The 26,731-nt window shown below is 73.5% G+C and carries 28 protein-coding genes and 1 pseudogene; 8 read left to right on the top strand and 21 right to left on the bottom strand.

Going from position 1 to position 26,731, the window contains the following annotated elements; genetic code table 11:
* Positions 1 to 18 precede the first annotated feature (18 nt).
* The 14 genes from O7627_RS08785 to O7627_RS08720 form a co-directional block, all read right to left on the bottom strand.
* Positions 19 to 324 carry a hypothetical protein gene (locus tag O7627_RS08785; RefSeq protein WP_347404648.1) on the bottom strand — a complete coding sequence of 102 codons (306 nt, stop codon included), beginning with the start codon at positions 322 to 324 and terminating at the stop codon, positions 19 to 21.
* Between the two features lie 36 nt (positions 325 to 360).
* Positions 361 to 648 (bottom strand): hypothetical protein, encoded by a 288-nt coding sequence (locus O7627_RS08780; RefSeq protein ID WP_278092998.1) that lies wholly within the window; start codon positions 646 to 648, stop codon positions 361 to 363.
* A complete protein-coding gene (locus O7627_RS08775) occupies positions 648 to 2,045 on the bottom strand; it encodes an AAA family ATPase (RefSeq protein ID WP_278092997.1) in 1,398 nt (465 codons plus the stop codon). The genes O7627_RS08780 and O7627_RS08775 overlap by 1 nt, the downstream gene beginning before the upstream one ends.
* A 7-nt stretch (positions 2,046 to 2,052) precedes the next feature.
* Entirely contained in the window at positions 2,053 to 3,534 is a 1,482-nt protein-coding gene (gene gatA / locus O7627_RS08770; RefSeq protein ID WP_278092996.1) for an Asp-tRNA(Asn)/Glu-tRNA(Gln) amidotransferase subunit GatA, read from the bottom strand.
* A gap of 4 nt (positions 3,535 to 3,538) precedes the next feature.
* Positions 3,539 to 3,838 carry an Asp-tRNA(Asn)/Glu-tRNA(Gln) amidotransferase subunit GatC gene (gene gatC, locus O7627_RS08765; RefSeq protein ID WP_278092995.1) on the bottom strand — a complete coding sequence of 100 codons (300 nt, stop codon included), beginning with the start codon at positions 3,836 to 3,838 and terminating at the stop codon, positions 3,539 to 3,541.
* 102 nt (positions 3,839 to 3,940) lie between these two features.
* Positions 3,941 to 6,337, bottom strand: a complete 2,397-nt coding sequence (locus O7627_RS08760; protein WP_278092994.1) for an EAL domain-containing protein — start codon at positions 6,335 to 6,337, stop codon at positions 3,941 to 3,943.
* A gap of 180 nt (positions 6,338 to 6,517) precedes the next feature.
* Positions 6,518 to 8,656 carry an NAD-dependent DNA ligase LigA gene (ligA, locus tag O7627_RS08755; protein ID WP_278092993.1) on the bottom strand — a complete coding sequence of 713 codons (2,139 nt, stop codon included), beginning with the start codon at positions 8,654 to 8,656 and terminating at the stop codon, positions 6,518 to 6,520.
* Positions 8,657 to 8,711: 55 nt separating this feature from the next.
* Positions 8,712 to 9,680, bottom strand: a complete 969-nt coding sequence (locus O7627_RS08750) for an ADP-ribosylglycohydrolase family protein (RefSeq protein WP_278098215.1) — start codon at positions 9,678 to 9,680, stop codon at positions 8,712 to 8,714.
* Between the two features lie 125 nt (positions 9,681 to 9,805).
* A complete protein-coding gene (locus tag O7627_RS08745; RefSeq protein ID WP_278092992.1) occupies positions 9,806 to 10,165 on the bottom strand; it encodes a VOC family protein in 360 nt (119 codons plus the stop codon).
* A gap of 36 nt (positions 10,166 to 10,201) precedes the next feature.
* Positions 10,202 to 11,215, bottom strand: coding sequence for a methionine synthase (locus O7627_RS08740; RefSeq protein WP_278092991.1), 1,014 nt, complete (start codon positions 11,213 to 11,215; stop codon positions 10,202 to 10,204).
* Between the two features lie 124 nt (positions 11,216 to 11,339).
* The gene (mnmA, locus tag O7627_RS08735) at positions 11,340 to 12,410 is read right to left on the bottom strand and encodes a tRNA 2-thiouridine(34) synthase MnmA (protein WP_278092990.1); all 1,071 of its coding nucleotides are present in this window, start codon (positions 12,408 to 12,410) and stop codon (positions 11,340 to 11,342) included.
* Between the two features lie 64 nt (positions 12,411 to 12,474).
* Complete coding sequence (locus tag O7627_RS08730; RefSeq protein WP_278092989.1) at positions 12,475 to 13,653, bottom strand: cysteine desulfurase family protein; 1,179 nt, start codon at positions 13,651 to 13,653, stop codon at positions 12,475 to 12,477.
* Between the two features lie 92 nt (positions 13,654 to 13,745).
* The gene (locus O7627_RS08725) at positions 13,746 to 14,402 is read right to left on the bottom strand and encodes a class F sortase (RefSeq protein ID WP_278092988.1); all 657 of its coding nucleotides are present in this window, start codon (positions 14,400 to 14,402) and stop codon (positions 13,746 to 13,748) included.
* Positions 14,399 to 15,235, bottom strand: a complete 837-nt coding sequence (locus O7627_RS08720; protein ID WP_278092987.1) for a DUF4397 domain-containing protein — start codon at positions 15,233 to 15,235, stop codon at positions 14,399 to 14,401. The genes O7627_RS08725 and O7627_RS08720 overlap by 4 nt, the downstream gene beginning before the upstream one ends.
* 303 nt (positions 15,236 to 15,538) lie before the next feature.
* Here O7627_RS08720 and O7627_RS08715 point away from each other — a divergent pair, with 303 nt between their 5' ends.
* Together O7627_RS08715 and O7627_RS08710 are read left to right on the top strand one after the other, a co-directional pair.
* Positions 15,539 to 16,141 carry a sigma-70 family RNA polymerase sigma factor gene (locus tag O7627_RS08715; RefSeq protein ID WP_278092986.1) on the top strand — a complete coding sequence of 201 codons (603 nt, stop codon included), beginning with the start codon at positions 15,539 to 15,541 and terminating at the stop codon, positions 16,139 to 16,141.
* The gene (locus O7627_RS08710) at positions 16,095 to 16,856 is read left to right on the top strand and encodes an anti-sigma factor (RefSeq protein WP_278092985.1); all 762 of its coding nucleotides are present in this window, start codon (positions 16,095 to 16,097) and stop codon (positions 16,854 to 16,856) included. Before O7627_RS08715 ends, O7627_RS08710 begins: the two co-directional genes overlap by 47 nt.
* 103 nt (positions 16,857 to 16,959) lie before the next feature.
* On the opposite strand, the gene O7627_RS08705 is transcribed toward O7627_RS08710, so the two are convergent.
* From O7627_RS08705 to O7627_RS08695, 3 genes are all read right to left on the bottom strand, one after another.
* Entirely contained in the window at positions 16,960 to 17,919 is a 960-nt protein-coding gene (locus tag O7627_RS08705; RefSeq protein ID WP_278092984.1) for an electron transfer flavoprotein subunit alpha/FixB family protein, read from the bottom strand.
* A gap of 22 nt (positions 17,920 to 17,941) precedes the next feature.
* Positions 17,942 to 18,721, bottom strand: a complete 780-nt coding sequence (locus O7627_RS08700; protein ID WP_278092983.1) for an electron transfer flavoprotein subunit beta/FixA family protein — start codon at positions 18,719 to 18,721, stop codon at positions 17,942 to 17,944.
* Between the two features lie 405 nt (positions 18,722 to 19,126).
* A complete protein-coding gene (locus tag O7627_RS08695; protein WP_278098214.1) occupies positions 19,127 to 19,495 on the bottom strand; it encodes a hypothetical protein in 369 nt (122 codons plus the stop codon).
* 60 nt (positions 19,496 to 19,555) lie between these two features.
* Between O7627_RS08695 and O7627_RS08690 the strand changes: the two genes are divergently transcribed.
* From O7627_RS08690 to O7627_RS08680, 3 genes and pseudogenes are all read left to right on the top strand, one after another.
* Positions 19,556 to 19,948 carry a DUF202 domain-containing protein gene (locus tag O7627_RS08690; RefSeq protein ID WP_278092982.1) on the top strand — a complete coding sequence of 131 codons (393 nt, stop codon included), beginning with the start codon at positions 19,556 to 19,558 and terminating at the stop codon, positions 19,946 to 19,948.
* Positions 19,945 to 20,247 (top strand): DUF202 domain-containing protein, encoded by a 303-nt coding sequence (locus O7627_RS08685; RefSeq protein WP_278092981.1) that lies wholly within the window; start codon positions 19,945 to 19,947, stop codon positions 20,245 to 20,247. Before O7627_RS08690 ends, O7627_RS08685 begins: the two co-directional genes overlap by 4 nt.
* A gap of 27 nt (positions 20,248 to 20,274) precedes the next feature.
* Positions 20,275 to 20,670: pseudogene (locus O7627_RS08680) on the top strand (PLD nuclease N-terminal domain-containing protein); the annotation flags it as partial.
* A 202-nt stretch (positions 20,671 to 20,872) separates the two neighbouring features.
* Here O7627_RS08680 and O7627_RS08675 read toward each other — a convergent pair.
* Both O7627_RS08675 and O7627_RS08670 read right to left on the bottom strand, forming a co-directional pair.
* A complete protein-coding gene (locus tag O7627_RS08675; protein WP_278092980.1) occupies positions 20,873 to 22,495 on the bottom strand; it encodes an acetolactate synthase in 1,623 nt (540 codons plus the stop codon).
* A 100-nt stretch (positions 22,496 to 22,595) separates the two neighbouring features.
* On the bottom strand, positions 22,596 to 23,369 hold the full coding sequence (locus O7627_RS08670; protein WP_278092979.1) for an enoyl-CoA hydratase-related protein: 774 nt from the start codon (positions 23,367 to 23,369) through the stop codon (positions 22,596 to 22,598).
* A gap of 60 nt (positions 23,370 to 23,429) precedes the next feature.
* Here O7627_RS08670 and O7627_RS08665 point away from each other — a divergent pair, with 60 nt between their 5' ends.
* From O7627_RS08665 to O7627_RS08655, 3 genes are all read left to right on the top strand, one after another.
* Positions 23,430 to 23,942, top strand: a complete 513-nt coding sequence (locus tag O7627_RS08665) for a DUF6232 family protein (RefSeq protein WP_278092978.1) — start codon at positions 23,430 to 23,432, stop codon at positions 23,940 to 23,942.
* A gap of 63 nt (positions 23,943 to 24,005) precedes the next feature.
* Complete coding sequence (locus O7627_RS08660; protein ID WP_278092977.1) at positions 24,006 to 24,485, top strand: DUF6232 family protein; 480 nt, start codon at positions 24,006 to 24,008, stop codon at positions 24,483 to 24,485.
* 67 nt (positions 24,486 to 24,552) lie between these two features.
* A complete protein-coding gene (locus tag O7627_RS08655; RefSeq protein WP_278092976.1) occupies positions 24,553 to 25,245 on the top strand; it encodes a hypothetical protein in 693 nt (230 codons plus the stop codon).
* Positions 25,246 to 25,288: 43 nt separating this feature from the next.
* Here O7627_RS08655 and O7627_RS08650 read toward each other — a convergent pair whose 3' ends face one another.
* Positions 25,289 to 25,702, bottom strand: a complete 414-nt coding sequence (locus tag O7627_RS08650; protein ID WP_278092975.1) for a YccF domain-containing protein — start codon at positions 25,700 to 25,702, stop codon at positions 25,289 to 25,291.
* Positions 25,699 to 26,682, bottom strand: a complete 984-nt coding sequence (locus O7627_RS08645) for a ribokinase (RefSeq protein ID WP_278092974.1) — start codon at positions 26,680 to 26,682, stop codon at positions 25,699 to 25,701. Before O7627_RS08645 ends, O7627_RS08650 begins: the two co-directional genes overlap by 4 nt.
* Positions 26,683 to 26,731: the final 49 nt, after the last annotated feature.

Raw genomic sequence — 26,731 nt, 5'->3', positions numbered from 1 at the left:
TCCAGAGCGCCCGAATTGTCAACCCGGCCGGTAGCCGAGAGATTCGAGCGCGTCACGGGTATCGTCCCACCACCGTCGATACGCGGGTACGGAGTCGAGCCGCTGCAGGGAGACCAACTCGCCGAGCTGCCCGAAGTGATCGGTCACCGTGCGACTGACGCGGCCGGTCACGTCGTTGAGCAGCTTCTTGGGGTCGACGATGCGCTCCACCTCGCGCGGGCTGGCGGGTAGGCCCATGTCGACGTCGGACCAGCGCACCCCGAGCGCGTCGCGCAATGCCTGGCCATCGGCCAACAACCAGGCTTCGGTCTCGCGAACCGGCACGACGGCGACGAGTTGTTCGGTGCGTCCGACCCAGCGCTACCGCAGCGGCTCCAGCCACTCCTCGCGTACCCGATGGGGGTTGGCCCCTTGATCGCGATGGAAGAAGACCAGGTTGAAGGCGCCCTTGTTGCGTTCGACGATGTCGAGCAGTTGGCCGATGGAGCTGGGACCGCGGTGGTCCCGCAGCGGCTGCACCTCCGCCACCTCGACGGAGTCGTCGAACTCGGTCAGGCAGAGCTCCGTCAGGGCGCGGCTGAGCAACCGGGGTAGGAACTGGTCGTCGGTGACGCCCTCCGAGACCAGCGCGGTTGAGAGGTAACGCATCAGCGATCCAGCATCTCCAGAACCTCGAACTCCGCGATCTCCGACCTGCTGACCAACCCACCCTGATGCAGGGCGTCCAGGGTGAGCTGATCGCCACCGATGAATCGACGGCGGGTGGCACGGCTACGCGGCTCGCCCTTCCGGACCCGGGTCACCACGTCGAGATAGATCGCGTCCGGACGGCCGGCCTCGCCCTTCGGCGCGAGCGCGCGCAGGATCGCCGGCGAATGGCTGCTCAGGATGAGCTGTGTCAGGCGCCGTTCCCGGCCATTGTCGCCGTTCGTCAGCGCCTGTTCGACGAGTGTTCGCAGATAACGCACGAACTGGGCAAGCCGTTGCGGGAAGATGCCATTCTCGGGCTCCTCGAAACAGATCAGCCCGGCACCGCGCGGGTCATACAGCGCGGTGAGCAGCGCAATCGCCCGCAGGGTGCCGTCGGAGGCCACCCGCGCGGAGAAGGGCGCCTCGTCGCGGGTCACCACCTCGACCTGCCGCTGGCGGCGAGCGTCGTCCTCGGCCAGGCGCACCTTGACAACGCCGGGGATGACGGCAGCCACGTCGGCGGAGAGATCGTTGAGCACGCCATCGGGCCGGTCCTCGGTGGCTGTCTCGTTGGCGAGAAAACGCAACGCGTTGGCCAGGTGGGCGCCGTTGGGGGCCAGCCTGTCCGGATCGTCGTACGCGTCGGGCGTCCGTAGCGCGCTCGGGTCCAGATGCAGCAACCGCCAGGACTGCAACTCCCGCTTCAACGCGTAGAGCAGCGGAAACTCGGTGGCCGTCGTCAGGCTGGACAACACCGTCGCGGTCGCGGCGGTAGCCGGCAGCTTCCGTTTCCGCCCTTGGTTGCCCTGCTGCCGGATGCTGAAGACCGCTCGGCCCTGCTCGTCTTCCTCGGTCTCCAGCAACTCCGCGGCGGCGCTGCTGTAGACAACAACCGATGCCCGCCGGCCCTGCGGGACGTACGTCTTCAACCACTCGTCATCCGCTCGGCGGATTCGCCGCGCCGACTCTCGCACGACGTATGGCCGCAGACCGCCCCCGCCGCCTGAGGGCCGCATCTCGATCGTGAGGTCGTACCGCAGGCGGGAGTGGCTCACCTCGGCGGTGTCGCCGAACGCGTCGGTCACCGAACGGTTCAGCAGCACCTCCACGGCGAAGGTCATCCGCTCGACGCGACTGCCGTCGGTGTGTTGGTGGAACAGGTCGACGGTCTCGCCCCGCATCTGATGTGCGGCCTCCAGCACCGGGTCACCCGCGAGCCCGGCCAGGAACTGGATCGCGTCGAACAGGTTCGACTTCCCCGCCGCGTTCCGCCCGATGATCACGAGAAACGGCGGCACGTCCAACTCGAAGTTCCGGAAGGACTTGAAGCCGTCGATCTCGATGCGGGTGAGCATCCGCGTCTCAGAGCTCCGGTGGGGTGAGGGTGCCAACCGCCGATTCCAGGGCGGCCGCGACGCGGTACATCCGGTCGTCGGCCATCGTCGGGGCCATCACCTGCAAGCCGACCGGCAGCCCCTCGGACAGCCCGCACGGCACCGAGATGCCCGGGCCGCCGTACAGGTTCGACGGGATGGTGTAGAGGTCGGCCAGATACATCTGGTACGGGTCGGCGGTGCGCGCCCCGAACGGGAACGCCACGAACGGCGTGGTCGGCGAGATCAGCACGTCGACCTGCTCGAACGCGGCGGTGAAGTCGCGGGTGATCAGGGTACGCACCTTCTGCGCCTGGCCGTAGTAGGCGTCGTAGTAGCCGGACGAGAGCGCGTAGGTGCCGAGGATGATGCGCCGCTTCACCTCCGGGCCGAAGCCCTGGTCGCGGGTCAGCGACATCACCTCCTCCAGCGACCTGGAGCCGTCGTCGCCAGCCCGCAGCCCGAACCGGACGCCGTCGAAGCGGGCCAGGTTGGACGAGCACTCGCTCGGCGCGATCAGGTAGTACGCCGGCAGCGCGTACTGGAAGTGCGGGCAGGAGACCTCGACCACCTCGGCGCCGAGCTTGGTCAGCGCGTCCACGGCGTCCCGGAAGGCGGCCATCACGCCCGGCTCGGCGCCCTCGCCGGAGAACTCCCGGACCAGGCCCAGCCTGACGCCGGTCAGGTCCCCCTCGGCGCCGGCCCGGGCGGCGGCCACCACGTCCGGCACCGGCTGCGGGATGGAGGTCGAGTCGCGCGGGTCGTGCCCGCCGATCACCGCGTGCAGCAGCGCCGCGTCCAGCACCGTGCGGGCGCACGGGCCGGGGGTGTCCAGTGAGGACGAGAAGGCGACCAGGCCGTACCGGGAGGTGCCGCCGTAAGTGGGCTTGGCGCCGACGGTGCCGGTGACCGCGCCGGGCTGCCGGATCGAGCCGCCGGTGTCGGTGCCGATCGCCAGCGGCGCCTCGTACGCGGCCAGCGACGCCGCGCTGCCGCCGCCGGAGCCGCCCGGGATCCGGCCGGTGTCCCACGGGTTGCGGGTCGGCCCGTAGGCGGAGTATTCGGTGGAGGAGCCCATCGCGAACTCGTCCATGTTGGTCTTGCCGAGCATCACGGTGCCGGCGTCGGCCAGCCGCCGCACGATCGTCGCGTCGTACGGCGGGCGCCACCCTTCGAGGATCTTCGATCCGCAGGTGGTCGGCACCCCGACGGTGGTCAGCACGTCCTTCACCGCGACCGGCACCCCGGCCAGCGGCCCGAGCTGCTCGCCGGCCGCCCGCCGGGCGTCCACTGCGCGGGCCGCCGCAAGGGCGCCGTCGGTGTCGACGTGCAGGAAGGCGTGCACCCGGTCGTCCACGGCCGCGATCCGGTCGAGGTGCGCCTGGGCGACCTCGACGGCCGACGTCTCGCCGGCCGCCACGGCGGCCGCGATCTCGGCGGCGGTCATCCTGGTCAGGTCACTCGCGCTCATCGGCTCAGGCCTCCTCGTCCAGGATCCGCGGTACGCGGAACCGCTGGTCCTCGACGTCCGGGGCGCCGGCGAGCGCCTCCGCCGGGGTCAGCCCGGGCACCACCACGTCGTCGCGCAGCACATTTGTCAGCGGCACCGAGTGTGAGGTGGGCGGGATGTCGGCGGCGGTGACCTCGCCGACCCGCGCGACCGCCTGCAGGATGACGTCGAGCTGACCGGCGAAGGTGGCCAGCTCCTCCTCGGTGACGGCGAGCCGCGACAGTCGCGCCAGGTGCGCGACCTCATCGCGGGAGATGGCGGCCATCGGTGCCCCCTTCGTGCCTAGCGTGCGTTGATCCGGCGAGCCGGTCCGACCCTGGGCGAGTCTATTTGTGAGCCGATTCCCGGCGTCCCCCGCCTCCCCCGGTCACGGCGTACCGACGGTGCCGGTCGACCCGATGGTTCCGGGCGGCCCGGCCGGGCCGGACGCCCCACTGGTCCCGACCGGGCCAGGCGGCCCGGCCGCGCCAGGCGGGTCGGTGGGCAGGTCCGGCGGGTCGGCGGGCTGGTCCGGAGGGCTCGCCGGAACCGGCAGGTCGGCGGGGTGGACGGGTTCGCCCGGTGGCCGGCCGCGGCGGTGCCGGCCGGACGGCTCCCGGGCGGCGCCGGGCCGCAACGGCCGGTACCGGGCCAGCCAGGCGGTCAGGTCCTCGGCCGGCATCGGTCGGGCGTAGAACCAGCCCTGCGCGAACTGGCAGCCGGCGGTGTGCAGCAGCCGCCAGGTGCGCTCGTCCTCCACCCCCTCGGCGACCACCCGCAGCCCGAGCGCGCCGCCCAGCTCGATCACCGACCGGACGATCGCCTCGTCGTCGGGGTCGTCGGCCATTCCGAGCACAAAGGAGCGGTCGACCTTCACCTCGGCCAACGGCAGTCGGCGCAGGTGCTGCATGGACGAGTAGCCGGTGCCGAAGTCGTCGAGGGAGATCCGGACCCCGAGCCGGTCCAGCCGGGACAGGGTGGCCAGCACCCGCCGCGGGTCGGCCATCAGCGCCCCCTCGGTGATCTCCAGCTGCAGCCGGTCCGCGGGCAGCCCGTAGCCGGTGAGCCGCTGCTCGATCTGGTCGACGAGCTCGCCGTGTTGCAGGTCGCGGACGCTGACGTTCACCGAGGCCCGCAGCCGCAGCCCGGCGGCGGACCACTTGGCGAGCTGTTCGAGCACGTCGTCGAGGACCCAGCGGGTGAGCAGCCGCATCACCGAGGACTGCTCGGCGACCCGGATGAACTCCTCCGGGTCGACCATCCCGCGCCGAGGGTGCCGCCACCGCAGGAGCGCCTCGACCCCGACCACCGTGCCGGTGTCGATGGCGATCTGCGGCTGGTAGTACACGCTGATCTCGCCCGCGTCGGCATCGGCGCGCGGGCCGGCGGGATCAGCCGGGTCGGCGGGATCGGCGTATCGGCGCAGCAGGACCCGGCGCAGGTCGGCCAGGAGGCTCAGCCGCTCCGGCGAGTTGCGGTCGGAGTCGGGCGCGTAGAGGGCGACCGTGTCGCCCCGGCTCTTCGCGTCGTACATGGCCACGTCGGCGTGCCGCATCAACATGGAGAAGTCCATCCCGTGCTCGGGGTAGAGCGCGATGCCGATCGAGCCGCCGACGTCCAGCGCCAGTCCGTCGATGGGCACCGGTTCGGCCAGCGCGGCGGCGACCCGGTCGGCCACCGCCCGGGCGTCCCGCACGTCGCGCAGCCGGGTGGCCAGGATCGCGAACTCGTCGCCGCCGAGCCGGGCGACCAGGTCGGCCGGGCGCACCGCCGCGCCGATCCGGTTGCCCACCTCGATCAGCAGCCGGTCCCCGACCTGGTGGCCGAGCGCGTCGTTGACGTGCTTGAACCGGTCGAGGTCGATCAGCAGCAGCGCCAGGAACCGACCGTGCACCCCCTTGGCGGCCTGCTCGGCGTGGAACGGCAGTTCGCGGACCACCGCCGCGACCAGGGCCTTGCGGTTGGCCAGCCCGGTGAGCGGGTCGACCCGGGCCAGCCGTTCCCGCTCCACCGACAGCCAGGCCATCCGGTACACCGCGAAGACCGGCACCACCACCAGCGGCAGGACCGCGGCGCTGACCCGGGAGGCGATCACCAGCAGCGGCGCGAGCAGCAGCAGGGCGGCGGCGAAGAGCAGTTCGGACGACGGGATCCGCCGGACGGCCGACCACCACCGGCCACCGCAGCGGGCCCGGTCGGCCGCGGTGTGCAGGCCGTACCGGACGGTGATCCAGGTCGCGGCGGCGACCGCCGGCACGGCCGCGCCGGCCCAGCCGGCGGGGCTCTCCCGGGGCAGCTCCGCGCCGCCGAACAGGTCCGCCACCCCGAACCCGCCGAGGACGCCGGCGGCGCCGGGCAGGTCACCGGTGGCCAGGGCGGTGACCGCACCGGCGGCGGCCAGCGCGCAGGCGTGCTGGGCGAGGTCGTAGCCGATCCGCCACCAGCGGTGTCGCCGCCAACCGCCGGCGACCAGCACCGCCACCGCCTGCGCGGCCAGCGCCGGGGCGAGGCCCCAGGCCAGCAGGATCGCGAAGGTGGCGCAGATCGAGGGGTGCACGGCCGGGCCGGGCCGGCCGGCGGGCGCCGGGAACGGCCGGGCGTCGGTGGCGACGGCGAGCGCCGCCAACACCCAGAACGCGGCCGGCAACCGGGGCAGCTCGCCGGGGAGGGTGAGCAGCGGCTCCACACAGAGCGCGGCGGCCGCGAGCACGACCGTCCAGAGCAGGCCGAAGTACGCGGGCGCCCGAGAGGGAGGTACGGAGTTGCGCAGCGCCGCGACCTCCATGCGGCCTCCCGGTGCGTCGGGTCGGGGCGGGACCGAGCGTCACGCCGAAGTAACCCATCAAACGCCCTGTGCCGGACGGTGGGTGCGATGACAGCCGCGAATCGGATGAGTCGTGATTAAGTTGAAATACGCGGCATCTGACGCCAACCTCGCCGCCACTCACTGTCCGCTAAGGAGTAATCACTCTTCGCTATCGGCTACGGTGGCCCGGGCTGCCTCTGGACCATCCGCCAGCAGCACCTCGAAGCCCGCCTCGTCGAGCACCGGCACCTTCAGGGTGGCGGCCTTCTCCGCCTTCGAGCCGGGGTTCTCGCCGACCACCACGAAATGCGTCTTCTTCGACACCGAACCGCTGACCTTGCCGCCCAGTTCCTGAATGGCCTCGGCCGCCCGGTCCCGGGAGAAGTTCGCCAGGGTGCCGGTCACCACCACCGTGATCCCCGCCAGCGGTCGCGGGCCGGTGTCGGTGCGCTGCTCGGCCATCCGCACCCCGGCCTCGGTCCACTTGCGCACCACCTCCCGGTGCCAGTCGACCGCGAACCACTCCCGCAGACTGGCCGCGATCGTCGGCCCCACCCCGTCGACGGACGCCAACTCCTCCTCGGTCGCCGCCTCGATCGCGGTGACCGAGCCGAACTCCCGGGCCAACGCCTGGGCGGCGGTCGGCCCGACATGCCGGATGGAGAGTGCGACAAGCACCCGCCACAGCGGCCGCTCGCGGGCCTCGACGAGGTTGTCCAGCAGCTTCACCGCGTTGCTGCCGAGCGTGCCGTCCTTGTTGACGAAGAACGGCACCTCGGCGAGGCGCTCGGCGTCGAGAAAGAACAGGTCACCCTCGTCGCCGATGGCCTGCGAGTCCAGCAGCGCGCCGGCGGCCTTGAAGCCCAGCACCTCGATGTCGAACGCACCCCGGCCGGCCAGGTGGAACACCCGCTCCCGGAGCTGGGCCGGGCAGGTCCGCGCGTTCGGGCAGCGGATGTCGACATCGCCCTCCTTGGCCGGCGCCAGCGCGGTCCCGCAGGCCGGACAGTGGGTCGGCATCTGGAACTCGGACGCGTCCGCCGGCCGCAGGTCGATCACCGGGCCGAGCACCTCGGGGATGACGTCGCCGGCCTTGCGCACCACCACCGTGTCCCCGATCAGCACCCCCTTGCGGGCCACCTCGCGGGCGTTGTGCAGGGTGGCCAGGGCGACCGTCGAGCCGGCCACCCGCACCGGCTCCAGCACCGCGAACGGCGTGACCCGGCCGGTGCGCCCGACGTTGACCTCGATGCCGAGCAGCTTGGTGGTCACCTCCTCGGGCGGGTACTTGACGGCGATCGCCCACCGGGGCGCCCGGCTGGTCGAGCCGAGCCGCCCCTGCAGCGCCACCGGGTCGACCTTCACCACCACCCCGTCGATCTCGTGCTCGACGTCGTGCCGGTGCGCCGCGTAGTAGTCGATGTACTCCTGGATCCCGGCCAGGTCCGACACCACCCGCCAGCGGTCGCTGACCGGCAACCCCCAGGCCCGCAGCGCCGCGTACGCCTCGGACTGGGTCGCGGGCTGGAAACCCTGCCGCGCGCCGATGCCGTGCACCACCAGCCGCAACGGGCGGGAGGCGGTGATCCGCGGGTCCTTCTGGCGCAGGCTGCCGGCGGCGGCGTTGCGCGGGTTGGCGAACGGCGCCTTGCCCTGCTCGACCAGGCTGGCGTTGAGGTCGGCGAAGCCGGCCACCGGGAAGTAGATCTCGCCCCGGACCTCCAGCAGCTCCGGCGGCTCGGGGGCGTCGGCCGCCCCGGCCAGCCGGTCCGGCACGTCCCGGATGCTGCGGACGTTAGGCGTCACGTCCTCCCCGGTGCGCCCGTCGCCCCGGGTCGCGGCGCGGACCAGTCGGCCGCCCCGGTAGGTCAGGTTGATCGCCAGGCCGTCCACCTTCGGCTCGCAGAGGTAGGTCACCGCCGTGCCGGCGTCCCGCTCCACCCGCTCCGCCCAGGCCACCAGCTCGTCGGTGTCGAAGGCGTTGTCCAGCGACATCATCCGCTCGGCGTGCTCCACCGGCGTGAACAGCGTGGAGAAGGTGCCGCCGACCCGCTGGGTCGGCGAGTCCGGGGTACGCAGGGCGGGGAACTGCTCCTCCAGCCCGGTCAACTCACGGAGCATGCCGTCGAACTCGGCGTCGGAGACGATCGGCGAGTCGAGCACGTAGTAGCGGTACTGGTGATCGGTGATCTCCGTGCTCAGGGTGGCGTGCCGGTCCCGCGCCTGCGGCGTCGGCTCCGCCCCGGCAGCGGCCTCCTGCGCCGCGCTGACCTGCTGCGGGATGGCTTCTTCGGACACCTCGACCTCCGTGATCACGTGACTTACGCACCGTACCGGCCGGGCCGGCTGCCGGTCAGTCCCAACCCGCGCCGAGGGTGGCGAGCTGGTCGGCGTACTCGATCCGGTCGGCCCAGGCCGGCGGCCAGGCCGTCATGCCGTCCGCCGCGCCGAGGATCGCCCCGGTCAGGCAGGCGATCGAGTCCGAGTCGCCGCAGGTGGTGGCCGCCCGGCGCAGCGCCGAGACCGGGTCGTCGCGGTGCCGCAGCGCGCAGAGCAGCGCGGTGGCCAGCGACTCCTCCGCGATCCAGCCCTCACCGGTGGCCAGGCACGGGTCGGTGCCGTCGTCCGGCCGGGCCAGCGCGGCGTCGAGCCGGTCCAGCACGGCCAGGCACTCGTCCCAGCCCCGGGCGATGAACCCGGCGGCGTCGTCGACGCCCGGCCGCTGCCACAGGTCACCGAGCCATTCCTCGCGGTAGACCGTGCGCTGCTGCCGGGCGCGGTCGCGCAGCAACCCGGGGAGCGCCGGCAACCCGGCTCCGTCGCGCGCGCACCGCACCGCGTACGCGGTCAGCTCGCTCGCCGCGAGCGCGGTCGGATGGCCGTGGGTCATCCCGGCCTGCAGCTGCGCCACCCCGGCCAGGGTGTCCAGGTCGTAGCCGGGCACCAGGCCGACCGGGGTGACCCGCATGTTGGCCCCGCAGCCCTTCGAGCCGGCCATCGTCGCCTCCTGCCAGCGCACCCCGTTGGCCAACCCTTCGCAGGCCCGCAGGCAGGTCATCCCCGGCGCGCGGTTGTTCTCCGGGCTGGCCGCCCAGGCCACGAACCGGGCCCGCAGCAGCGGCTCCAGCACCTGCGGGGTGGCCGCCGCGGCCTCGCGCAGCGCCCAACCCACCGCCAGACCCATCTGGGTGTCGTCGGTGACCAGCGCCGGATCACCGGTCAGCTCCGCCGGCCCGCCCGGCCCGAACCGCCGCTCGATCTCCGGCACCGACAGGAACTCGGTCTCCTTGCCGAGGGCGTCGCCATAGGCCAGGCCGAACAGCGACCCGGACGCGGCACCGCCACGAGCCGGGTCGGCACCACCCGCGGCCCGGTCAGCACCACGCCGGGCCGGGCCGGCACGGTCGGCACGCCTCGGTGCCTCGGCCGGCCGGGCTTCCGCCACCGTCAGCTCTCCCAGACCAGGCAGAACGGGTGGCCGGTCGGGTCGGCGTAGACCCGGAAGTCGTCCCCCTCGCCGGGCAGCCGGGTCGCCCCGAGCGCCAGCACCTTCGTCTCGGCGGCGTCCACGTCGTCGACCAGCACGTCGAGATGGAACTGCTGCGGGCGCTGCGGGTCCGGCCACTGCGGCTCGCGCAGGTTTGTCGCCTTCTGGAACGCGAACCGGTTCCGCCCGCCGTCGCCCTCGATGGTCGCCCAGCCCTCGTCGTCGCGGACCACCGGCAGGCCGAGCAGCTCGCTGTAGAACCGGGCCAGCGCCCGCGGCTCGGGACAGTCGATGACCACGCTGTGCAATTTTCCGATCATGCCGCCATTCTGCCCGGCGGGTCCGACAGAACCGGCTCAACCGTCCTCGTGCAGCCGACGGGCGGCGTCCCGGCAGGCGGTCAGGACGGCCCGGGCGTAGTCGGGGGTGGCGCCGGCCAGACCGCACGCGGGGGTGAGCACCACCTGCTCGGCCAGCCGGGCGCGCGGGAAGCCGAGCCGGTCCCACAGAACGCGTACCCGATCGGCGACCGCGACCGACCACGGCCCGGCGCCGCCGGGCGGAGCCTGGCCGGTCGACGGGGCCGCGCCGGCCAGCAGCCCCAGCCCCGCGTCGATCGCCTCGCCGAGCGGGTCGAGCCGCTCCACCAGGTCCAGATCGAGCGCCACCGCGACCGCGCCGGCCGAGCGGATCAGCTCCAGCGGCACGTCCGGTGCGCAGCAGTGCACCACCACCGGCACCCCGACCGCCTCCACGACCGCCCGCAACAGGCTCCGCGCGTCCGGCGCCGGCACCGGCCGGTACGCGCCCAACCCGCTGTCGGTGGGAATCCGCCCGGCCAGCACCGCCGGCAACGACGGCTCGTCGAGCTGCAGCAGCACCGTCGCCGCCGGCAGCCGGCGGCGGACCTCGGCGACGTGCCCGCGCAGCCCTTCGGCGAGCGAACCGGTCAGATCCCGCAGCGCGCCCTGATCGCGCAGCAGCCGGCCACCGCCGGGCAGGTCCAGGCCGGCGGCGAGGGTGAACGGGCCGGCCGCCTGGATCTTGAAGGTGCCGGCGTAGCCGTCGGCCTGCTCGGTCATCTGGTCCAGGTCACGGTCCAGCAGGTCGCGGGTGCGGCGCAGGTCCCGACCGGGGCGCGCCACCACCCGCCAGCGGGCCGCGTACAACTCGACCGGCAGCTCCACCAGCAGCCCGGCGCCCCGGCCCAGCAGGTCCGCACCCGGTCCCCGGGCGGGCAGCTCCGGCAGGTGCGGCAGCGCCGGCAGCTCGCCCAGCACGATCCGCTGGGCCTCCGCCACGTCGACGCCGGGCAGCGACCCGATTCCGGTCGCCGCTCCGGCCGGCCAGGGAAACGCCCGCTCGGTCACCCGCAGAGGTTAACCGTTGCCCAGCCGGCGCAGCCGGCCACCGGGACGACTCAGCCGCAGCCGGTACGACTCAGCGGGCGCAGCCGGCCGCCATGGTGACTCAACCGGACGGGGCAGGCTCGGGTCAGGTGATGGTGGCGGAGCCGAGGACGACGTCGCCGGCCGGATCGGTGCGGTAGGCCACGATCGCCTGTCCGGCGGCCACTCCCCGCATCGGCCGGTGCAGGTCGGCCCGGAGCCCGTCGCCGGTCACCCGCACGGTGGCCGGCACCACCTCGCCGTGCGCCCGCAGCTGCACCTGGCAGTCCAGCGGCCCGGCCGGCAGCGGTCCGGAACTCCAGACCGGCCGGCGGGCCGAGACCGTGTCGACCGCCAGCGCCTCGGCCGGGCCGACGGTCACCGTGTTGGTCTTCGGGGTGATCGACAACACGTACCGCGGCCGGCCGTCCGGGGCCGGCACCCCCAGCGCGAGCCCCTTGCGCTGACCGACCGTGTACGCGTACGCGCCGTCGTGCCGGCCGACCACCGCCCCGGTGCGGGCGTCGACCACGTCGCCGGGGGTCTCCCCCAGCCGGTCGGCAAGGAACCTGCGGGTGTCGCCGTCGGCGATGAAGCAGATGTCGTGCGAGTCGGGCTTCTCCGCCACCGCCAGCCCACGGCGGGCCGCCTCCGCCCGCACCTGCGCCTTGGTCGAGTCGCCCAGCGGGAAGACCGACCGGTCGAGCTGCTCGCGGGTCAGCACCGCCAGCACGTACGACTGGTCCTTGGCCACGTCCACGCTGCGCCGCAGCAGGCCGTCCGCGCCGAGCCGGGCGTGGTGACCGGTCACCACCGCGTCGAAGCCGAGCGCCACCGCGCGGTCCAGCACCGCCGCGAACTTGATCTTCTCGTTGCAGCGCAGGCACGGATTGGGGGTACGGCCGGCCGCGTACTCGGCCACGAAGTCGTCGACCACGTCCTCGTGGAACCGGTCGGCCAGGTCCCAGACGTAGAACGGGATACCGATCACATCGGCGGCCCGACGGGCGTCCCGGGAATCCTCCAGGGTGCAGCAGCCGCGCGCCCCGGAGCGGTAGGTCTGCGGATTGCGGGCCAACGCCAGGTGTACGCCGGTCACGTCGTACCCGGCCTCGACGGCGCGCGCGGCGGCGACCGCCGAGTCGACCCCGCCGGACATGGCCGCCAACACCCTCACCGGGACATCCCCTTCACACGTCGAGGGTAGCCGCGCCGGGCGGCAGCGGACCGGGTGCGTCCGGTCAGCCCCGGGCGGATCGGATCGCGCCGGCCCGGCGGGCCCGTTCGACGGCCCCCGGCAGCGCCGCGACCAGCGCGTCCACGTCGGCCGCGGTGGAGCTGTGGCCGAGGGAGAAACGCAGCGACGAGCGGGCCCGGTCGTCGTCGGCGCCCATCGCCAACAGCACATGCGACGGCTGGGCGACCCCGGCCGAGCAGGCCGACCCGGTGGAGCAGGCGATCCCCTGCGCGTCCAGCAGCAGCAGCAGGGCGTCGCCCTCGCAGCCGGGGAAGGAGAAGTGGGCGTTGCCGGGCAGCCGGTCGTCCGGGTCGCCGTTGTAGACCACCTCGGGCACCGCCCGACGGACCCGGTCCACCAGGTCGTCGCGGAGCGCCGCGATCCGGGTCGCGTACTCCTGCTGGGCCTTGACGGCGGTCTCCACGGCGACCGCGAAGGCGACGATGCCGGCGGTGTCCAACGTGCCGGACCGCACGTCGCGCTCCTGGCCGCCGCCGTGCAGCAGCGGCGCGCAGGCCACCTCCCGGGCCAGCAGCAGGGCACCGACGCCGGCCGGTCCGCCGAGTTTGTGGCCGGTCACGGTCAACGCCGCGGCCCCGCTGGCGGCGAAGTCGACCGGCACCTGGCCGACCGCCTGGATGGCGTCGGTGTGCAGCGGTACGCCGTACCCGGCGGCCACCGCGGCCAGCTCCGCGACCGGCTGGATCGTGCCGACCTCGTTGTTGGCCCACATCGCGGTCACCACGGCCACCTCGTCGCCGTGGTCGGCCAGCTCGGAGCGGAGCGCGTCGGCGACCAGCCGGCCGGAGCCGTCGACCGGCAACCAGCTCACCTCGACGCCCTCCTGCCGGGCCAGCCACTCCACCGAGTCGAGCACCGCGTGGTGTTCCACCGCGCTGGCCACCACCCGGCGCCGGACCGGCTCGGCGGCCCGGCGCGCCCACAGGATGCCCTTGACCGCCAGGTTGTCGCTCTCGGTCCCGCCGCCGGTGAAGACCACCTCGGACGGCCGGGCACCGAGCGCGGCGGCGATCCGTTCCCGGGACTCCTCGACCCGCCGGCGGGCCTGCCGGCCGGCGGCGTGCAACGAGGAGGCGTTGCCGACCTCGCGGGCGGTGGCGACGTACGCCTCCAGCGCCTCGTCGAGCATCGGCGTGGTCGCCGCGTGATCCAGGTATGCCATCGCCGTCAAGCCTATCCGCCGGCAAACCGGGCCAGCGGCGGACGCCGCCGCGCTGGCCCGGTCACCGAACCGGCCCAGGCCGGGGGCCGTCGTCACACCGGTACGGCGGTGACGACGATGTTGTCGCGGTAGCGGCGGGTCTCGGCGTCGAACGGACCGCCGCAGGTGATCAAGGTCAGCCGCACCTCGCCGTCGCGGGCGAAGTACCGCTCCAGCGGGATCTTCGTCTTGGCGTACTCCTCCCGGGCCACCACCCGGAACTCGCGCGGGGTGCCGTCGGCGCCGGTGACCGTGAGGCGGTCCCCGTCGGCCAGGTCCCGGAGCCGGAAGAAGGCCCCCCGGCCCTGGCCGGCGCCGTCGACGTGGCCGGCGATCACCACCGAACCGGCGGTGGTCTCCAGGCCCGGCCCGTAGCGGTACCAGCCCACCTGGTCCACGCTGGGCGGCACGTCGAACTCGCCGGTCGCCTCGGTCACCCCGACCGGGTTCACCGACGCGGTCACGTCAAGGTCCGGTATCCGCAGCTCGACCGGGGGCACCCGGTCGTCGCCGGTCGGCAGCTCGCCCCGGGTGACCGGCACCGGGGAGACTCCGGTGCCGGCGCTCGGGCTGGGCTCGGCGAGCCGGCGGGCCTCGTCGGCGCCGACGTCGTCCGGGTTGTCACTGCCGCAGGCCACCAGTCCGGCGACCAGCAGCGCGGCGACGCCGGCGGCCACGGCCGCCAGCGCGCCACGATTGCGTACGGTCACCGGCGGGCCGCCACGGAACGGCTGCCCCGCAACCGGGCCGCGCCGCCGACGACCAGGATCAGGCCCGCGCCGACCAGCAGGTACCACCAGGTCGACAGGCCCTCGTCGGCCAGCCCACCGGTGCCGCTGGGCACCCCGTCCGGCGCCGAGTGCAGGCCGGTGATGGTCTGCGCCACCAGGTCCAGGGTGTCGCCCTCGGCGGAGCCGATGGCGTACACGATGGTCGCGGTGCCCTCCTGCAGGTTGAGGTCGGTCGGGCCGAGTACGACGGTGTCGGTGCCGGCCAGCACCACGTCCGCGGCGACGGTGCCGGCGTCGAGGTCGGCCTTCTCCTCGTTCGGGTTGGTGAGCCCGGAGAAGACCGGGCTGCCGCCGGCCCGCACGTCGACGGCCGGGGCGGCCGCGGTGTGCCGGACGATCAGCCGGGCCTGGCCCGCGGCGGTGTTCGACACGTCGTTGACGAACGGGGTGATCGCCGGTTCCCCGCTGGCGTTGAGGTGGGCCGCGATGCTGATGTTCGCCCCGCCCGGCACCTGGGCGTCCTCGGCGGTCAGGATGGCGCTCTCGATCGGCTCACCGGGGCGGGTGAGCGCCAGGTCGTAGGCGCCCTCCTCCAGGTCGAGCGGCCCGGCGACGTCGCCGGGCTGGAAGTTCTCCAGCGTCCGCTCCCCGTTGACGTAGACGTCCACCGGCTGGCCGGGGATGCCGTGCACGACGGAGACCTTGGACGAGGCCGCGAAGGCGGGGGTCACGGTCATGGCGCTGAGGCCGGCGAAGGCGACCGCCGCCGCCGCGCCTCCCGCGGCGACCCGCTGCAGGTACCTGACTCGCATCTCTTCCTCCCAGTGGAATGGCTGACTGCAACCGCACGGCCCGTGGTGAGAGCCGGCTTGCAAGAGGGGTACGACCTCGACCCGCCGGCCGGATGCAGGTCGGCCACGTCGAGTTGGGTTGCCCACCTCGCGCATCCGGATCGGCGCCCGGCGGCGTAGATCAGGGCAGAAGGGCGGATCGGTGCCGGCGGTGCAGCCGCGGGCCGCGGCGGATTCGGGCGGGGCAGCGGGCGTGACCAGAAGTAGGTGGCGATGGCGGTGGGGGTTACAGTCGGGCATGTCACATGGACGGCGGCGCGCCCGGTGACCGAGGCACGGCATCCACCCGGCCAACTCTCCGACGAGGAACTGGCCAAGCGGTTCGGCGTGGGCGACGAGTCGGCGCTGCGGGATGCCTATGACCGGTACGGCCGGGCCGTCTTCCACCTGGCCGGCAGCACGCTGGCCAACCGGGCGGACGCCGAGGACGTGACCCAGGCCACCTTCGTGGCGGCCTGGCTGGGCCGGGAGACCTTCGACCCGGCGCGGGGCTCGCTGCTCGGCTGGTTGCTCGGCATCGCCCGGCGCAAGGTGGTCGACCGGCTGCGGGTGGTCGCCCGCCAGGACCGGGTGCTCGATTCGGTACGCCAGGAGCCGGAGCCGGCACCGGCGGCGGATCCGGACGCGGTGATCGACCGGCTGGTGATCGCCGACGAGCTGGCCCAGCTCCCCGACGACCAGCGGCGGATGCTGGAACTGGCGTTCTTCGACGATCTGACCCATCAACAGATCGCGGCCGTGACCGGGGTGCCGTTGGGCACGGTGAAGAGTCACATCCGGCGCGGGATGGCGAACCTGAAACGCAGATGGGAGGTGGACGGTGCCGCACCTGGACGACGATCGGCTGGTCTTCCTGGCACTCGGTGAGGCCGCGGCGGAGCCGGCGGAGACCCACCACCTCGACTCCTGTGCGCACTGCCGGGCCGAGTTGGCGAGCCTGCGCCGGGTCACCGAACTCGGCGCCGGCACCCAGCCGCTGCGGGACCTGCCGCCCCCACCCGAGCACGTCTGGCAGGGCATCCTGGCCGAGCTGGCGACCCAGCCCACGGCGGCGGCCCCCACCGCGACGCAGCTCCCCGCGCCGCCGCCGGTGGCCGACCCGTCGGTGTCGCCGCCGGTGGATCTCGCCGAGCGGCGTCGTCGGCGCTGGCCCGGTTGGGCCCGTACGGCGGCCACCGCGGTCGCCGCCGCCGCGATCGGGGTGCTCGGCACGTTGGCCGTGGCCCGTCCGGCCGTCGAGGAGCCGTCGGCTCCGGAGGTGGTGGCCAGCGCACCGTTGGCGGCGTACGGCGACACCCCGCCCGCCGCGAACGGTGCCGCCCGGGTGTTCCGTGACGGCCGGTTGCATCTGCACGTCTCCGGGCTGCCGCAGGTGCCCGGTTACTACGAGGTGTGGTTGATCAACCCGGCCACCATGGAGATGTTCTCGGTGGGGGTGCTCGGCGCCGACCCGGACGCGTTGCTGCCACTGCCGCCGAACGTCGACCTGGCGGCGTACTCGGTGGTCGACGTCTCGGCCGAGGGCTACGACAACGACACCGCCCACTCCGGCGACAGCCTCCTCCGCGGCACCCTCACCTAGTCGGCGCGGCCCCGGGGAACACGAAAGATCCACAGGACATCCCGCACGACTGGGACGCGATTCGCGTGCCGGACGTCCTGTGGATCTTGATGTTTGTGCGGTGTTACTTGCGCTTGCGGATCTCGTCGGCGGCCTGGGGGACGATCTTGAACAGGTCGCCGACCACGCCGAAGTCGGCCAGTTCGAAGATCGGCGCCTCGCCGTCCTTGTTGACCGCGACGATGGTCTTCGAGGTCTGCATGCCGGCCCGGTGCTGGATCGCGCCGGAGATGCCGAGTGCCACGTAGAGCTGCGGCGACACCGTCTTGCCGGTCTGGCCGACCTGGAACTGGTGCGGGTAGAAGCCGGAGTCGACCGCCGCGCGGGACGCGCCGACCGCACCGCCGAGCAGGTCGGCCAGCTCCTCGACCAGCTTGAAGTTGTCGGCGTTGCCGACCCCGCGACCGCCGGAGACGACGACCGACGCCTCGGTCAGCTCCGGGCGGGAGCCCTTCTGCTCGGCAACCCGCTCGACCACCCGGGCGAGCCTGTCGGTGTCGGTGAGCGTCACGTCGAGCTGCTCGACCGTCGGCGTGGCGGCGGCCGGCTCCGGGGTGACCGAGTTGGGCCGCAGCGTCGCCAGCGGCAGACCCCGGCTGACCTTCGACCTGACGATCGTCGAGCCGGCGAAGGCGACCTGGGTGGCGGTGCCGTCGGCGTCCAGGCCGACCACGTCGGTGAGGAGGCCGTTGTCCAGCTTGACCGCGAGTCGGCCGGCGATCTCCTTGCCCTCCTGGGTGGAGGCGAGCAGCACGGCGGCCGGCTGGACCCGCCGGACCAGCTCGGCCAGGACGGTCGCCTTCGGCGCCACCAGGTGGGCATCGATCTCGGCGCTCTCGGCGGCGTAGATCTTCTCGGCGCCGTACTCGGCGAGCTTCGGGCTCAGCGCCTCGGCCGCGCCGGGGCCGCCCAGAACGACCGCGGACGGGCTGCCCAGTTGCCGGGCGAGGGTGAGCAGTTCGAGGGTGACCTTCTTGACGCCGAACTCGGTGGTGGCTTCGACGACGACGAGTACCTCAGTCATGATTGCCTCTCCTGTCCCCGGCTCAGACGAACTTCTCGGCGGCGAGGAACTCGACCAGCTGCACGCCGCCCTCGCCGTCATCGGTGACCGTCTGGCCACCGGAGCGCGGCGGACGCTTGCTGTGCTCCACGACGGTGCTTGTCGCGCCGTCGAAGCCGACCTCGGAGGCGGGCACCCCCAGGTCGGCCAGCGACAGGGTCTGCACCGGCTTCTTCTTGGCCGCCATGATCCCCTTGAAGGACGGGTAGCGCGGCTCGTTGATGGTGTCCCAGACGGAGACGACGGCCGGGGTGGCGGCGGTGAGGACCTCGTACCCCTCCTCGGTCTGCCGCTCGGCGGTGAGCGTCGTGCCGTCCACGGTGAGCTTGCGGGCGCCGGTGAGGGCGGCGACGCCGAGCCGCTCGGCGAGCATGTGCGGCAGCACCTGGACCCGGCCGTCGGTGGACTCCGCGCCGCAGATCACCAGGTCGGCGCCGAGCGTGCCGAGCGCCGCGGCGAGTACCCGGGAGGTGGCCACCGCGCAGGAACCGGCCAGCGCGTCGTCGACGACGTGGACGGCCTTGTCCGGCCCCATCGACAGCGCCTTGCGGATCGCCTCGGTGGCGCGGTCGGGACCCATCGTCAGAATGGTCACCTCGCCGCCGTGCGCCTCCTTGATGCGCAACGCCTCCTCGATGGCGTACTCGTCCATCTCGTTTATGACGTTGTTCGCCGACCCGCGATCGATGGTGTTGTCGTCACTGCGCAGGTTGCGGTCCGCGCCCGAATCGGGCACCTGCTTGACGAGTACGACGATATTCATCGTGCTTCGAAGACCCTCCTGTAGGTGTTGCCCTGCCCGCCGGCACCCCGGGATCTACCCGTTCCCTGGGCCGCAGCCTCTCCCGCGCCGCAATGGCGGGTCAACCTCGCTGTTCTGTGCGGTTGACCACCGGACGACTCTCCATCCGGCAATGTTACCTGTCGGTAGCAAAAGGAAACGCCGCGACTCAGCGTGACACGGCTCACCACAGCGGCCCGCCGGGTACAGTCAGAAAAAAGAGGAGGTGTCACGATATGTCATTACTATCCGCGCCTCCCCCGGCGCCCGCCACCGCACCACCGCTCCGGCACCGCAGCAGCCCGGAGGGCCACCGCTGCAGCTGCGGCCGGCTGCGGCACCACTGCGTCCGGGAGATCATCCGCGACCTCTGGCCGGCCGACCGGTTCAGGCCAGCGAGTTCCTGACCCGGTCGATCATCTCGGCCTCCCGCGGGTGCACCCCCCGGGACGCCTTCGCCACCTCGTCGACCGCGGCCAGCACCACCGACCGGTAGTTCTCCACCTCGTCCGGCGCCCGCTCGCGCAGGATCGCCACCGCCTCCCGCAGCCCGGCCAGCACGGTCCGGGTCACCTCGGCCGACGAGTCCCGGGGCAGGGTGGGCAGCGGCCCGTCGGTGAGCGCGTCGCGGACCAGACCCGTCGAGCCGGCGATCGCGTTCGAGGCGGCGAAGCTCTCCCGGAACAGCGAGACCACCCCCGGGTCGGCGTTCGACACCAGGTAGACCGCCCCGAACGCGGCGGTCTTGAGGGCCATAGTCTGGTCTTCGGTCAGCGGCTCCGGCACGGCTACGGAGTCTAGACGTAGGGAGCTGTCGTGTTCGGCGCGATCAGGCAGTGGTTCGACCCGGCCGAGCTGCGCAACGTGGGGACCACCCCGGACTACCGGTTCTCGCTGGCCAACGAGCGCACCTTCCTGGCCTGGCTGCGGACCGGCCTGGCGCTGATCGCCGGCGGCCTGGCCGTGGTGCAGTTCCTGCCGCCGATGCCGGTCCGCCACCTGCGGGAGGCGATCGCGGTGGCGCTGCTGCTGCTCGGTGGGGCGGTGGCGGTCCGGGCCGTCGACCACTGGGCCCGGACCGAGCGGGCCATCCGGCTCGGCCGGGAACTGCCGGCCTCCCGGTTCCCCGCCGTCCTCGCCCTCACCGTCGGCCTCGGCGCGCTCCTGCTCACCGGGGCCGTGCTGCTCGGCGCGATCGGCGACCGGTGACCGGCCCGGACCCGGCCGGCCGTGACCCCGGGTTGCAGCCCGAGCGGACCCGGTTGGCCTGGCGGCGGACCGCCCTGGCGATAAGCGTGGTCGCCGTACTGGCCGCCCGGCTGGCCCTGCGGCAGGGCGTACCCGGGGTGCTGGCCGCGCTGGTGGGGCTGGCCGGCTGGGCCGCGGCGATGGCGCTGCTGCGGCCCTGGTCCCCGACCCGGCCGGCGACCGCGATACCGGTGTCGGCGCTGGTGGCGGCCGGCTACGCCGGGCTCGGCATCGTGATCGTCTACGCCTCGTTGGGCTGAGTCGACCCGGTAGGCCATTATTGCGGGATGGTCCGCCTGTACGCGCTCCTCTTCGTCGTCCAGATCATCCTCGCCGTGGTCGCCCTGATCAGCTGCCTCTCGGCCGAGCAGGACGAGATCCGCGCGCTGCCCAAGATCGCCTGGGTGATGATCATTCTGTTCTTCCCGCTGGTCGGCTCGATCGCCTGGTTCCTGGCCGGCCGGCCGGCACCCACCGCCACCGCCACCGGCGGTAGTGGTGGCCCCGCGCCGGCCAACCCGTTCCGGCCCCGGGAACGGCCGCGGCAGGTCGCGCCCGACGACGACCCCGAGTTCCTCAAGTCGCTCTCGGCCGAGCAGTCGAAGAAGGACCGGGAGATGTTCGACCGCTGGGAGGAGGACCTGCGCCGCCGCGAGGAGGACCTGCGCCGCCGGGAGACCGACGATCCCGGCCCCACCGACGGCCCCGACCGCCCCGCCGACCAGGACCGCAACCGCACCGGCGGGCAGGACCGCACAAGCGGGCAGGACCGCGAGGAGCGGCACCCGGAGACCTGATCCGGCCTCCCGACCACCGCCCCGACCAGGACCGCAGACCGGTGCCGTCAACCCGGGACCGGAAGGTCCCGGGGTCGGGACCGACGCGTCAGGCCAGGTTCGACGAGCGCGGATAGGCGTCCGCCGGGTCGGTGAGCACGTTGACCAGGTACGGCACCCCCGCGTCGAAGGCCCGGTCCAGCGCCGGCCGCAGGTCCGCCGCCTTCGAGACCGTCTCGCCGGCCCCGCCGAGCGCGGTCACCACGTCGTCGTAGCGCAGCCCCGGCTGCAGGTCGGCGGCCACGTCATAGCCGTACATCGCCTGCATCGGGTGCTTCTCCAGGCCCCAGATGCCGTTGTTGCCGACCACGATCACCACCGGCAGCTGCTGCCGCACCAGCGACTCGACGTCCATCAGCGAGAAGCCCGCCGCGCCATCGCCCATCAGCACGCAGATCTGCCGGTCCGGGTAGCTGACCCGGGCGCCCATCGCGTACCCCATCCCGGTGCCGAGGCAGCCGTACGGACCGGGGTCCAGCCAGGTGCCGGGCATCGCCGGCTCCAGGTAGCGACCGGCGTACGAGACGAAGTCGCCGCCGTCGCCGATGGTCACCGCGTCGGCCGCCAGCACCCGGCGCAGCTCGCCGTAGACCCGGGCCGGGCGGATCGGGTCGGTGTCGGCCGCCATCTCCTCCGCGTCGCGGGCCCGCGCGGCGTCCTCGGCCGTACGCAGGTCGGCGATCCACGACTCGTGGTCCTCCCGGTCACCGGAGTGGTCGGCCAGGGCCGACAGGATCAGCCGCAGGTCACCGGCGGGCGCCACGGCCGGCTCGACGTGCCGGGCCCGCTGGCTCGGCGCGTCCACGATGTGCACCACCTGGGCGTCGCCGAAGTCGCCGAAGCTCAACCGGAAGTCCAGCGGCGTACCGACCACCACGATCACGTCGGCGCCCTTGACCGCCGTCCGGCGGGACTTGGCGAACGCCAGCGGGTGCTCCGGCGGCAGGGCACCCCGACCCATCCCGTTGGTGAAGACCGGCACCCGCAGCGCCTCGGCCGCCTCCCGCAGGGCGCCGACCGCGTCCCCGGCGTAGACGTCGGAGCCGGCAATGATGACCGGCCGGTGCGCGCCGGCGATCAACTGGGCCGCCTTGCGCACCTCCTCGTGATCCGGTTCCAGCGCGGCCACGACCGGCGCGTCCGGCACGGTGGCCGAGGCCACCGAGAAGATGACCTCCAGCGGCAGGTCCAGGAAGACCGGCCCCCGGTGCGGGGTGAGCGCGGCGGTGAGCGCCTCCGACACCGCGCGCGGCACCTCCTCGGTGCCCAGCACGGTCGCCGCCCGCTTGGTCACCGGCGCCACCAGCGGCACGTGGTCGATCTCCTGCAGGCTGCCCGCCCCCCACCGGAAGGCCGGCGCCCGGCCGCCCATCACCAGCACCGGCGACGCGTTGAAGAAGGCGCTGGTCAGCCCGGAGATGCCGTTGGTGACGCCGGGTCCGGCGGTCAACACGGCCAGGCCGGGCCGGCGCTGCAGCTTCGCCACCGCCTCGGCGGCGAAGACGGCCGACTGCTCGTGCCGCACGTCGTAGATCGGGAAGCCGCCGCGGTGCGCGGCGTCGTAGAGCGGGAAGACGTGGCCGCCGGAGAGGGTGAACATCTCCCGTACGCCGTACGCCCGCAGCGCGGCCAGCGCCAGCTCGCCGCCGTGCCCCTCGACCTGCTCCGCCATCGCCGCTCCCGTCCTCGTTACGGCCCGCCATCCCGGCCCGGCGGCGCCGCTCTGGACAGCAGGTTACCGCCCGGTCATATCCGGGCCGGACCCCGACCCGCTAACGCCCGGTGAAGTCCGGCGGGCGCTTGTCGACGAACGCGGCCATCCCCTCCCGGCGGTCGTCGGTGGCGAACAACCCGGCGAAGAGCTGACTCTCCCAGGCCAGCCCGGAGGCCAGATCCATCTCCAGGCCGCCGTCGATCGCCAGCTTCGCCGCCCGCAGCGCCTGGGCCGGCCCGGTCAGGTACGGCCGCACCAGCTCGACCGCCGCCTGGTAGACCTCGCCGGCCGGCACCACCCGGTCGACCAGGCCGATCCGCAGCGCCTCCTGCGCGTCGACCATCCGGCCGGAGAGGACGATGTCCTTCGCCCGCGCCGGGCCGACCAGCCGGGCCAGCCGCTGGGTGCCACCGGCGCCCGGGATGATGCCGAGCTTGATCTCCGGCTGGCCGAGCCGGGCATCCTCGGCGGCCACCCGCCAGTCACAGGCCAGCGCCAGCTCGCAGCCGCCGCCGAGCGCGTACCCGGTGATGGCGGCGACCACCGGCTTGGGGATCCGGGCGATCGCGCCCAGTGCGCTGGACAGCTCGGCGGCCCGGGTCGCCATGTCGACGTACGACATGTCGGCCATCTCCTTGATGTCCGCGCCGGCCGCGAAGACCTTCTCCCCGCCGTACACGATCACCGCGCGGACCCCGGGGTCGTCGGTGGCCGCCTTCGCGGCGGCGCGCAACTCCTCCTGCACCTGGGTGTTGAGCGCGTTCATCGGCGGGCGTTCCAGCCGGATCGTGCCGATGCCGTCGGTGATCTCCACCCGGACGAAGTCGTCCACGCCACACCTCCTGAATCGAAGTCGGGTGCCCAACCCTACGACGGCCTAATCTTCGGTAAGTTGACTGGCATCGACTCACCCGAGCCGGGAGTGGCCACCATGACCATCTTCTACGACGACGGAGCGGTGCGGGTCACCTCCGAGAGCCTCCGGATCGGCCCGCGCACCTACCCGCTCGCGGAGTTCGGCCAGGTGTGGCACCAACGCGGCCGACGCTCCTGGGGAGTGCTCGCCAACCGGAGCGTCCTGCTGATGGCGATCATCGGCCCGCTCGTCGCCGCCGTGCTGGGGATCGTCGTGGCGGTGCGGCTGCACACCTCGCCGACCGTCACGATCGCCATCGTCGGCGTCTCGATCCTGCTCGGCCTGGCCGTCGGGCCGGTCGCCGACCTGCTGCTGGACCACGTCGACTCGACCTACACCAAGGGCTCGCACTCGCTGGAGGTCTGGGCCCAGTGGCGCGGGGCGCCGGTGCGGCTGCTGCACACCCGCGACGCGATGCGGTTCGGCAAGATCTACCGCGCCCTGCAGCGGGCCATGGAGACCTCGCAGGTCCCGACCCGGCGGCACTGATCCGCCCGGCCGCACCGTAGCCGGTGCGGCGCCGGCTGTTGACAGCCGCGCTTTGCTGGAGTGGTGACCCTCTATTACCGGGACGACGCGGTGCAGGTGACCTCCGAGTCGATCCGGGCGGGTGGGCACGCCATCCCGGTCGCGGAGCTGACCTACGTCTGGCACGCCCGGGGCCGCCCGTCGGCCCGGGACCGCTCCCGCCTGCTCGGGCGCGGCGTGCTCATCTTCCTGCTCTCCATCCCGCCGCTGGTCGCCGTGATCTGCGTGGTGTCGCTGGCGTACGCCGCCGAGGACCGCGGCGAGTGGGTGCTGGCGGCCACCATCCTGGCCGTCTTCGTGGTGGGCGCGCTGGCCCTCACCCCGTTCCTGGAGCTGCCGCTGGGCTGGCTGGATCGCTCCTACGACCGGGGCGCGGGGGTACACGAGCTCTGGGTACAACGGCGCGGTCAGGAGATCATGCTGGTCCGCACCTCGGACCAGCTCCGGTTCGGCCAGATCTACCGGGCGGTGCAGCGGGCGGTCGAGCAGCAGAGCGGCAGGTGAGCCGGGCCGGCCGGTGCTCACCCGGCCGGCGGGTGCGGTGGTGGTCACCGGGCCGCACAATGTGGTGATGCCGCTACCCCTGCCCCGCCCGTCCGCCGTGTTCGACCTGACCAGGACCGCCGTCGACCAGGCGGTCGGCTCCGCCGCCTCGTTCGCGGCGATCCCGGCCCGCGCCTTCGGCGTACTCGACGGGGTGGAGGCCCTGCTGGCCCGGATCAACGCCGTGGTGGATCGGGTCGAGGTGGTGCTCGACCGGGCCGAGCAGGCCACCGTCGACGCCGACCGGGCGATCCGCGAGGTCGAGGCGGTCACCGCCGCGGCCGTCGCCCCGATCCGGGAGGCGGAGCGGGTGGCCGGCGCCGCGGCGGTGGTGGTCGGCGAGGCGGAGCTGGTGGCCGGGCAGGCCGCGACGGCGATGGCCCGCGCGGAGCTGACCGCGCGGACCGCCGACGAGCTGCTCGCCGCCTACGAGACGACGTTGCGAAAGGGGGCGCCGATGGCCAGCCGGTTCGTCGAGCAGCTCACCCCCGAGGAGGTGGACGCCGCGATCCGCCTGGTCGACGAGCTGCCCCGGCTGACCGAACACGTCAGCGCGGACATCCTGCCCATCCTGGCCACCCTGGACCGGGTGGGTCCCGACATCCACGACCTGCTTGAGGTGACCCGCGACCTGAAGCTCGCGGTGGCCGGCATTCCGGGGCTGAAGATGCTGCGCCGTCGGGGCGAGGACCGCCTCGCCGACGAGGCCAACGCCGGCTGACGCCGGCTCGACCCAGGCGGTCGGCTCAGGCCGGGAGGTCGGCTCAGGCCGGGACGACCGTGCCCGGGCGGCGCAGGTCGTCGACCTCCATCACCTCGCGGCCGAGCGGCCAGAACGCGGCCGGCACCAGCTTGAAGTTGGCGATCCCGAACGGGATCCCGATGATCGTCAGGCAGAGCGCGACGCCGGCCAGGATGTGGCTGAGCGCCAACCACCAGCCGGCAAGCACCACCCAGAGCACGTTCGCCAGCCCGGACCCGACGCCGGCCCCCGGCTTGGCGACCAGGGTCCGCCCGAACGGCCACAGCGAGTAGTAGGCCAGCCGCAGCGAGGCGACCCCGAACGGGATCGTGATGACCAGCACGAAGCAGATCAGCGCGGCGATCCCGTACCCGACCGCGAGCACGATGCCGCCGCCGAAGAAGAGCCAGAGCAGGTTGAGAATCAGCCGGATCATGTCTCCATCGTGCCCGGGCTTAGCAAGTCCGATGGGCTACCGGGGGGTTGGGGCCAGCCGGCCGCGTAGAGCTGCTCGATCTCGGTCCGCTCCGGCAACGCCACCGAGGCGCCCATCCGCCGGGAGCAGCCGGCCGCCGCCGCGCTCGCCCAGCGGACCGCGTCGACCAGGTCGCGGCCCTCGCCCCAGGCCACGGCCAGCGCCGCCGTGAACGCGTCACCGGCCGCCGTCGAGTCGACCACCTCCACCCGGACCGGCGCGACGTGCACCGGCTCGGGCAGCTCGCGGTCCGCGTACCAGGCACCCTGCGGACCGAGGGTCAACACCACCCGGGGTACGACGCCGAGCAGCCCGGCGAGCAGCTCCGCCGGGAGCCCGTCGGGGGCCGGCCGCCCCGCCCCGTCGAGCACCGCGCGCGCCTCGGGCACGCTGCAGACCAGCAGGTCCACGGCGGCCAGCAGCTCCGCCGGCAGCCGCCGGGCCGGGGTCGCGTTCAGCACCACCCGGGTGCCCGCGTCCCGGGCGGCCAGCGCCGCCTCGGTCACCGTCTGCACCGGGATCTCCAGCTGGGCGACGAGCACCTCGGCGTCGCGGACGGCGGTCAGCTCGTCGGCGGTCAGGCCGGTGAGCGCGGCGTTCGCCCCCGGGGTGACGACGATGGTGTTCTCCCCCGCCGCGTCGACAGTGACCAACGCCACACCCGAGGCTCCGTACACCACCCGCAGCCGACTGACGTCCACTCCGGACGCGGCGATCCGGGCCTTGAGGGTGACGCCCAACGAGTCGGAGCCGATGGCACCGAGCAGCACCGCCTCGGCCCCCGCCCGACTCGCGGCTATCGCCTGGTTGGCGCCCTTTCCGCCGGCGACCTGATGGAACTCCGAGCCGAAGACCGTCTCGCCGGGAGCCGGCAGCACCGGCGTCATCACGACGAGATCCATGTTGGCGCTGCCCACCACGACTACCCGGGGCCGTTGCACGGGCACCTCCAGCTTCAGCGCGGACGAGGCGAGTGTAGAGCCGGCCGGC

Source organism: Solwaraspora sp. WMMD1047 (genome assembly GCF_029626155.1).
Taxonomy (GTDB): Bacteria; Actinomycetota; Actinomycetes; order Mycobacteriales; family Micromonosporaceae; genus WMMD1047.
The sequence above is the reverse complement of the archived record's forward strand: the minus strand, read 5'-3'. Positions and strand labels throughout refer to the sequence as shown.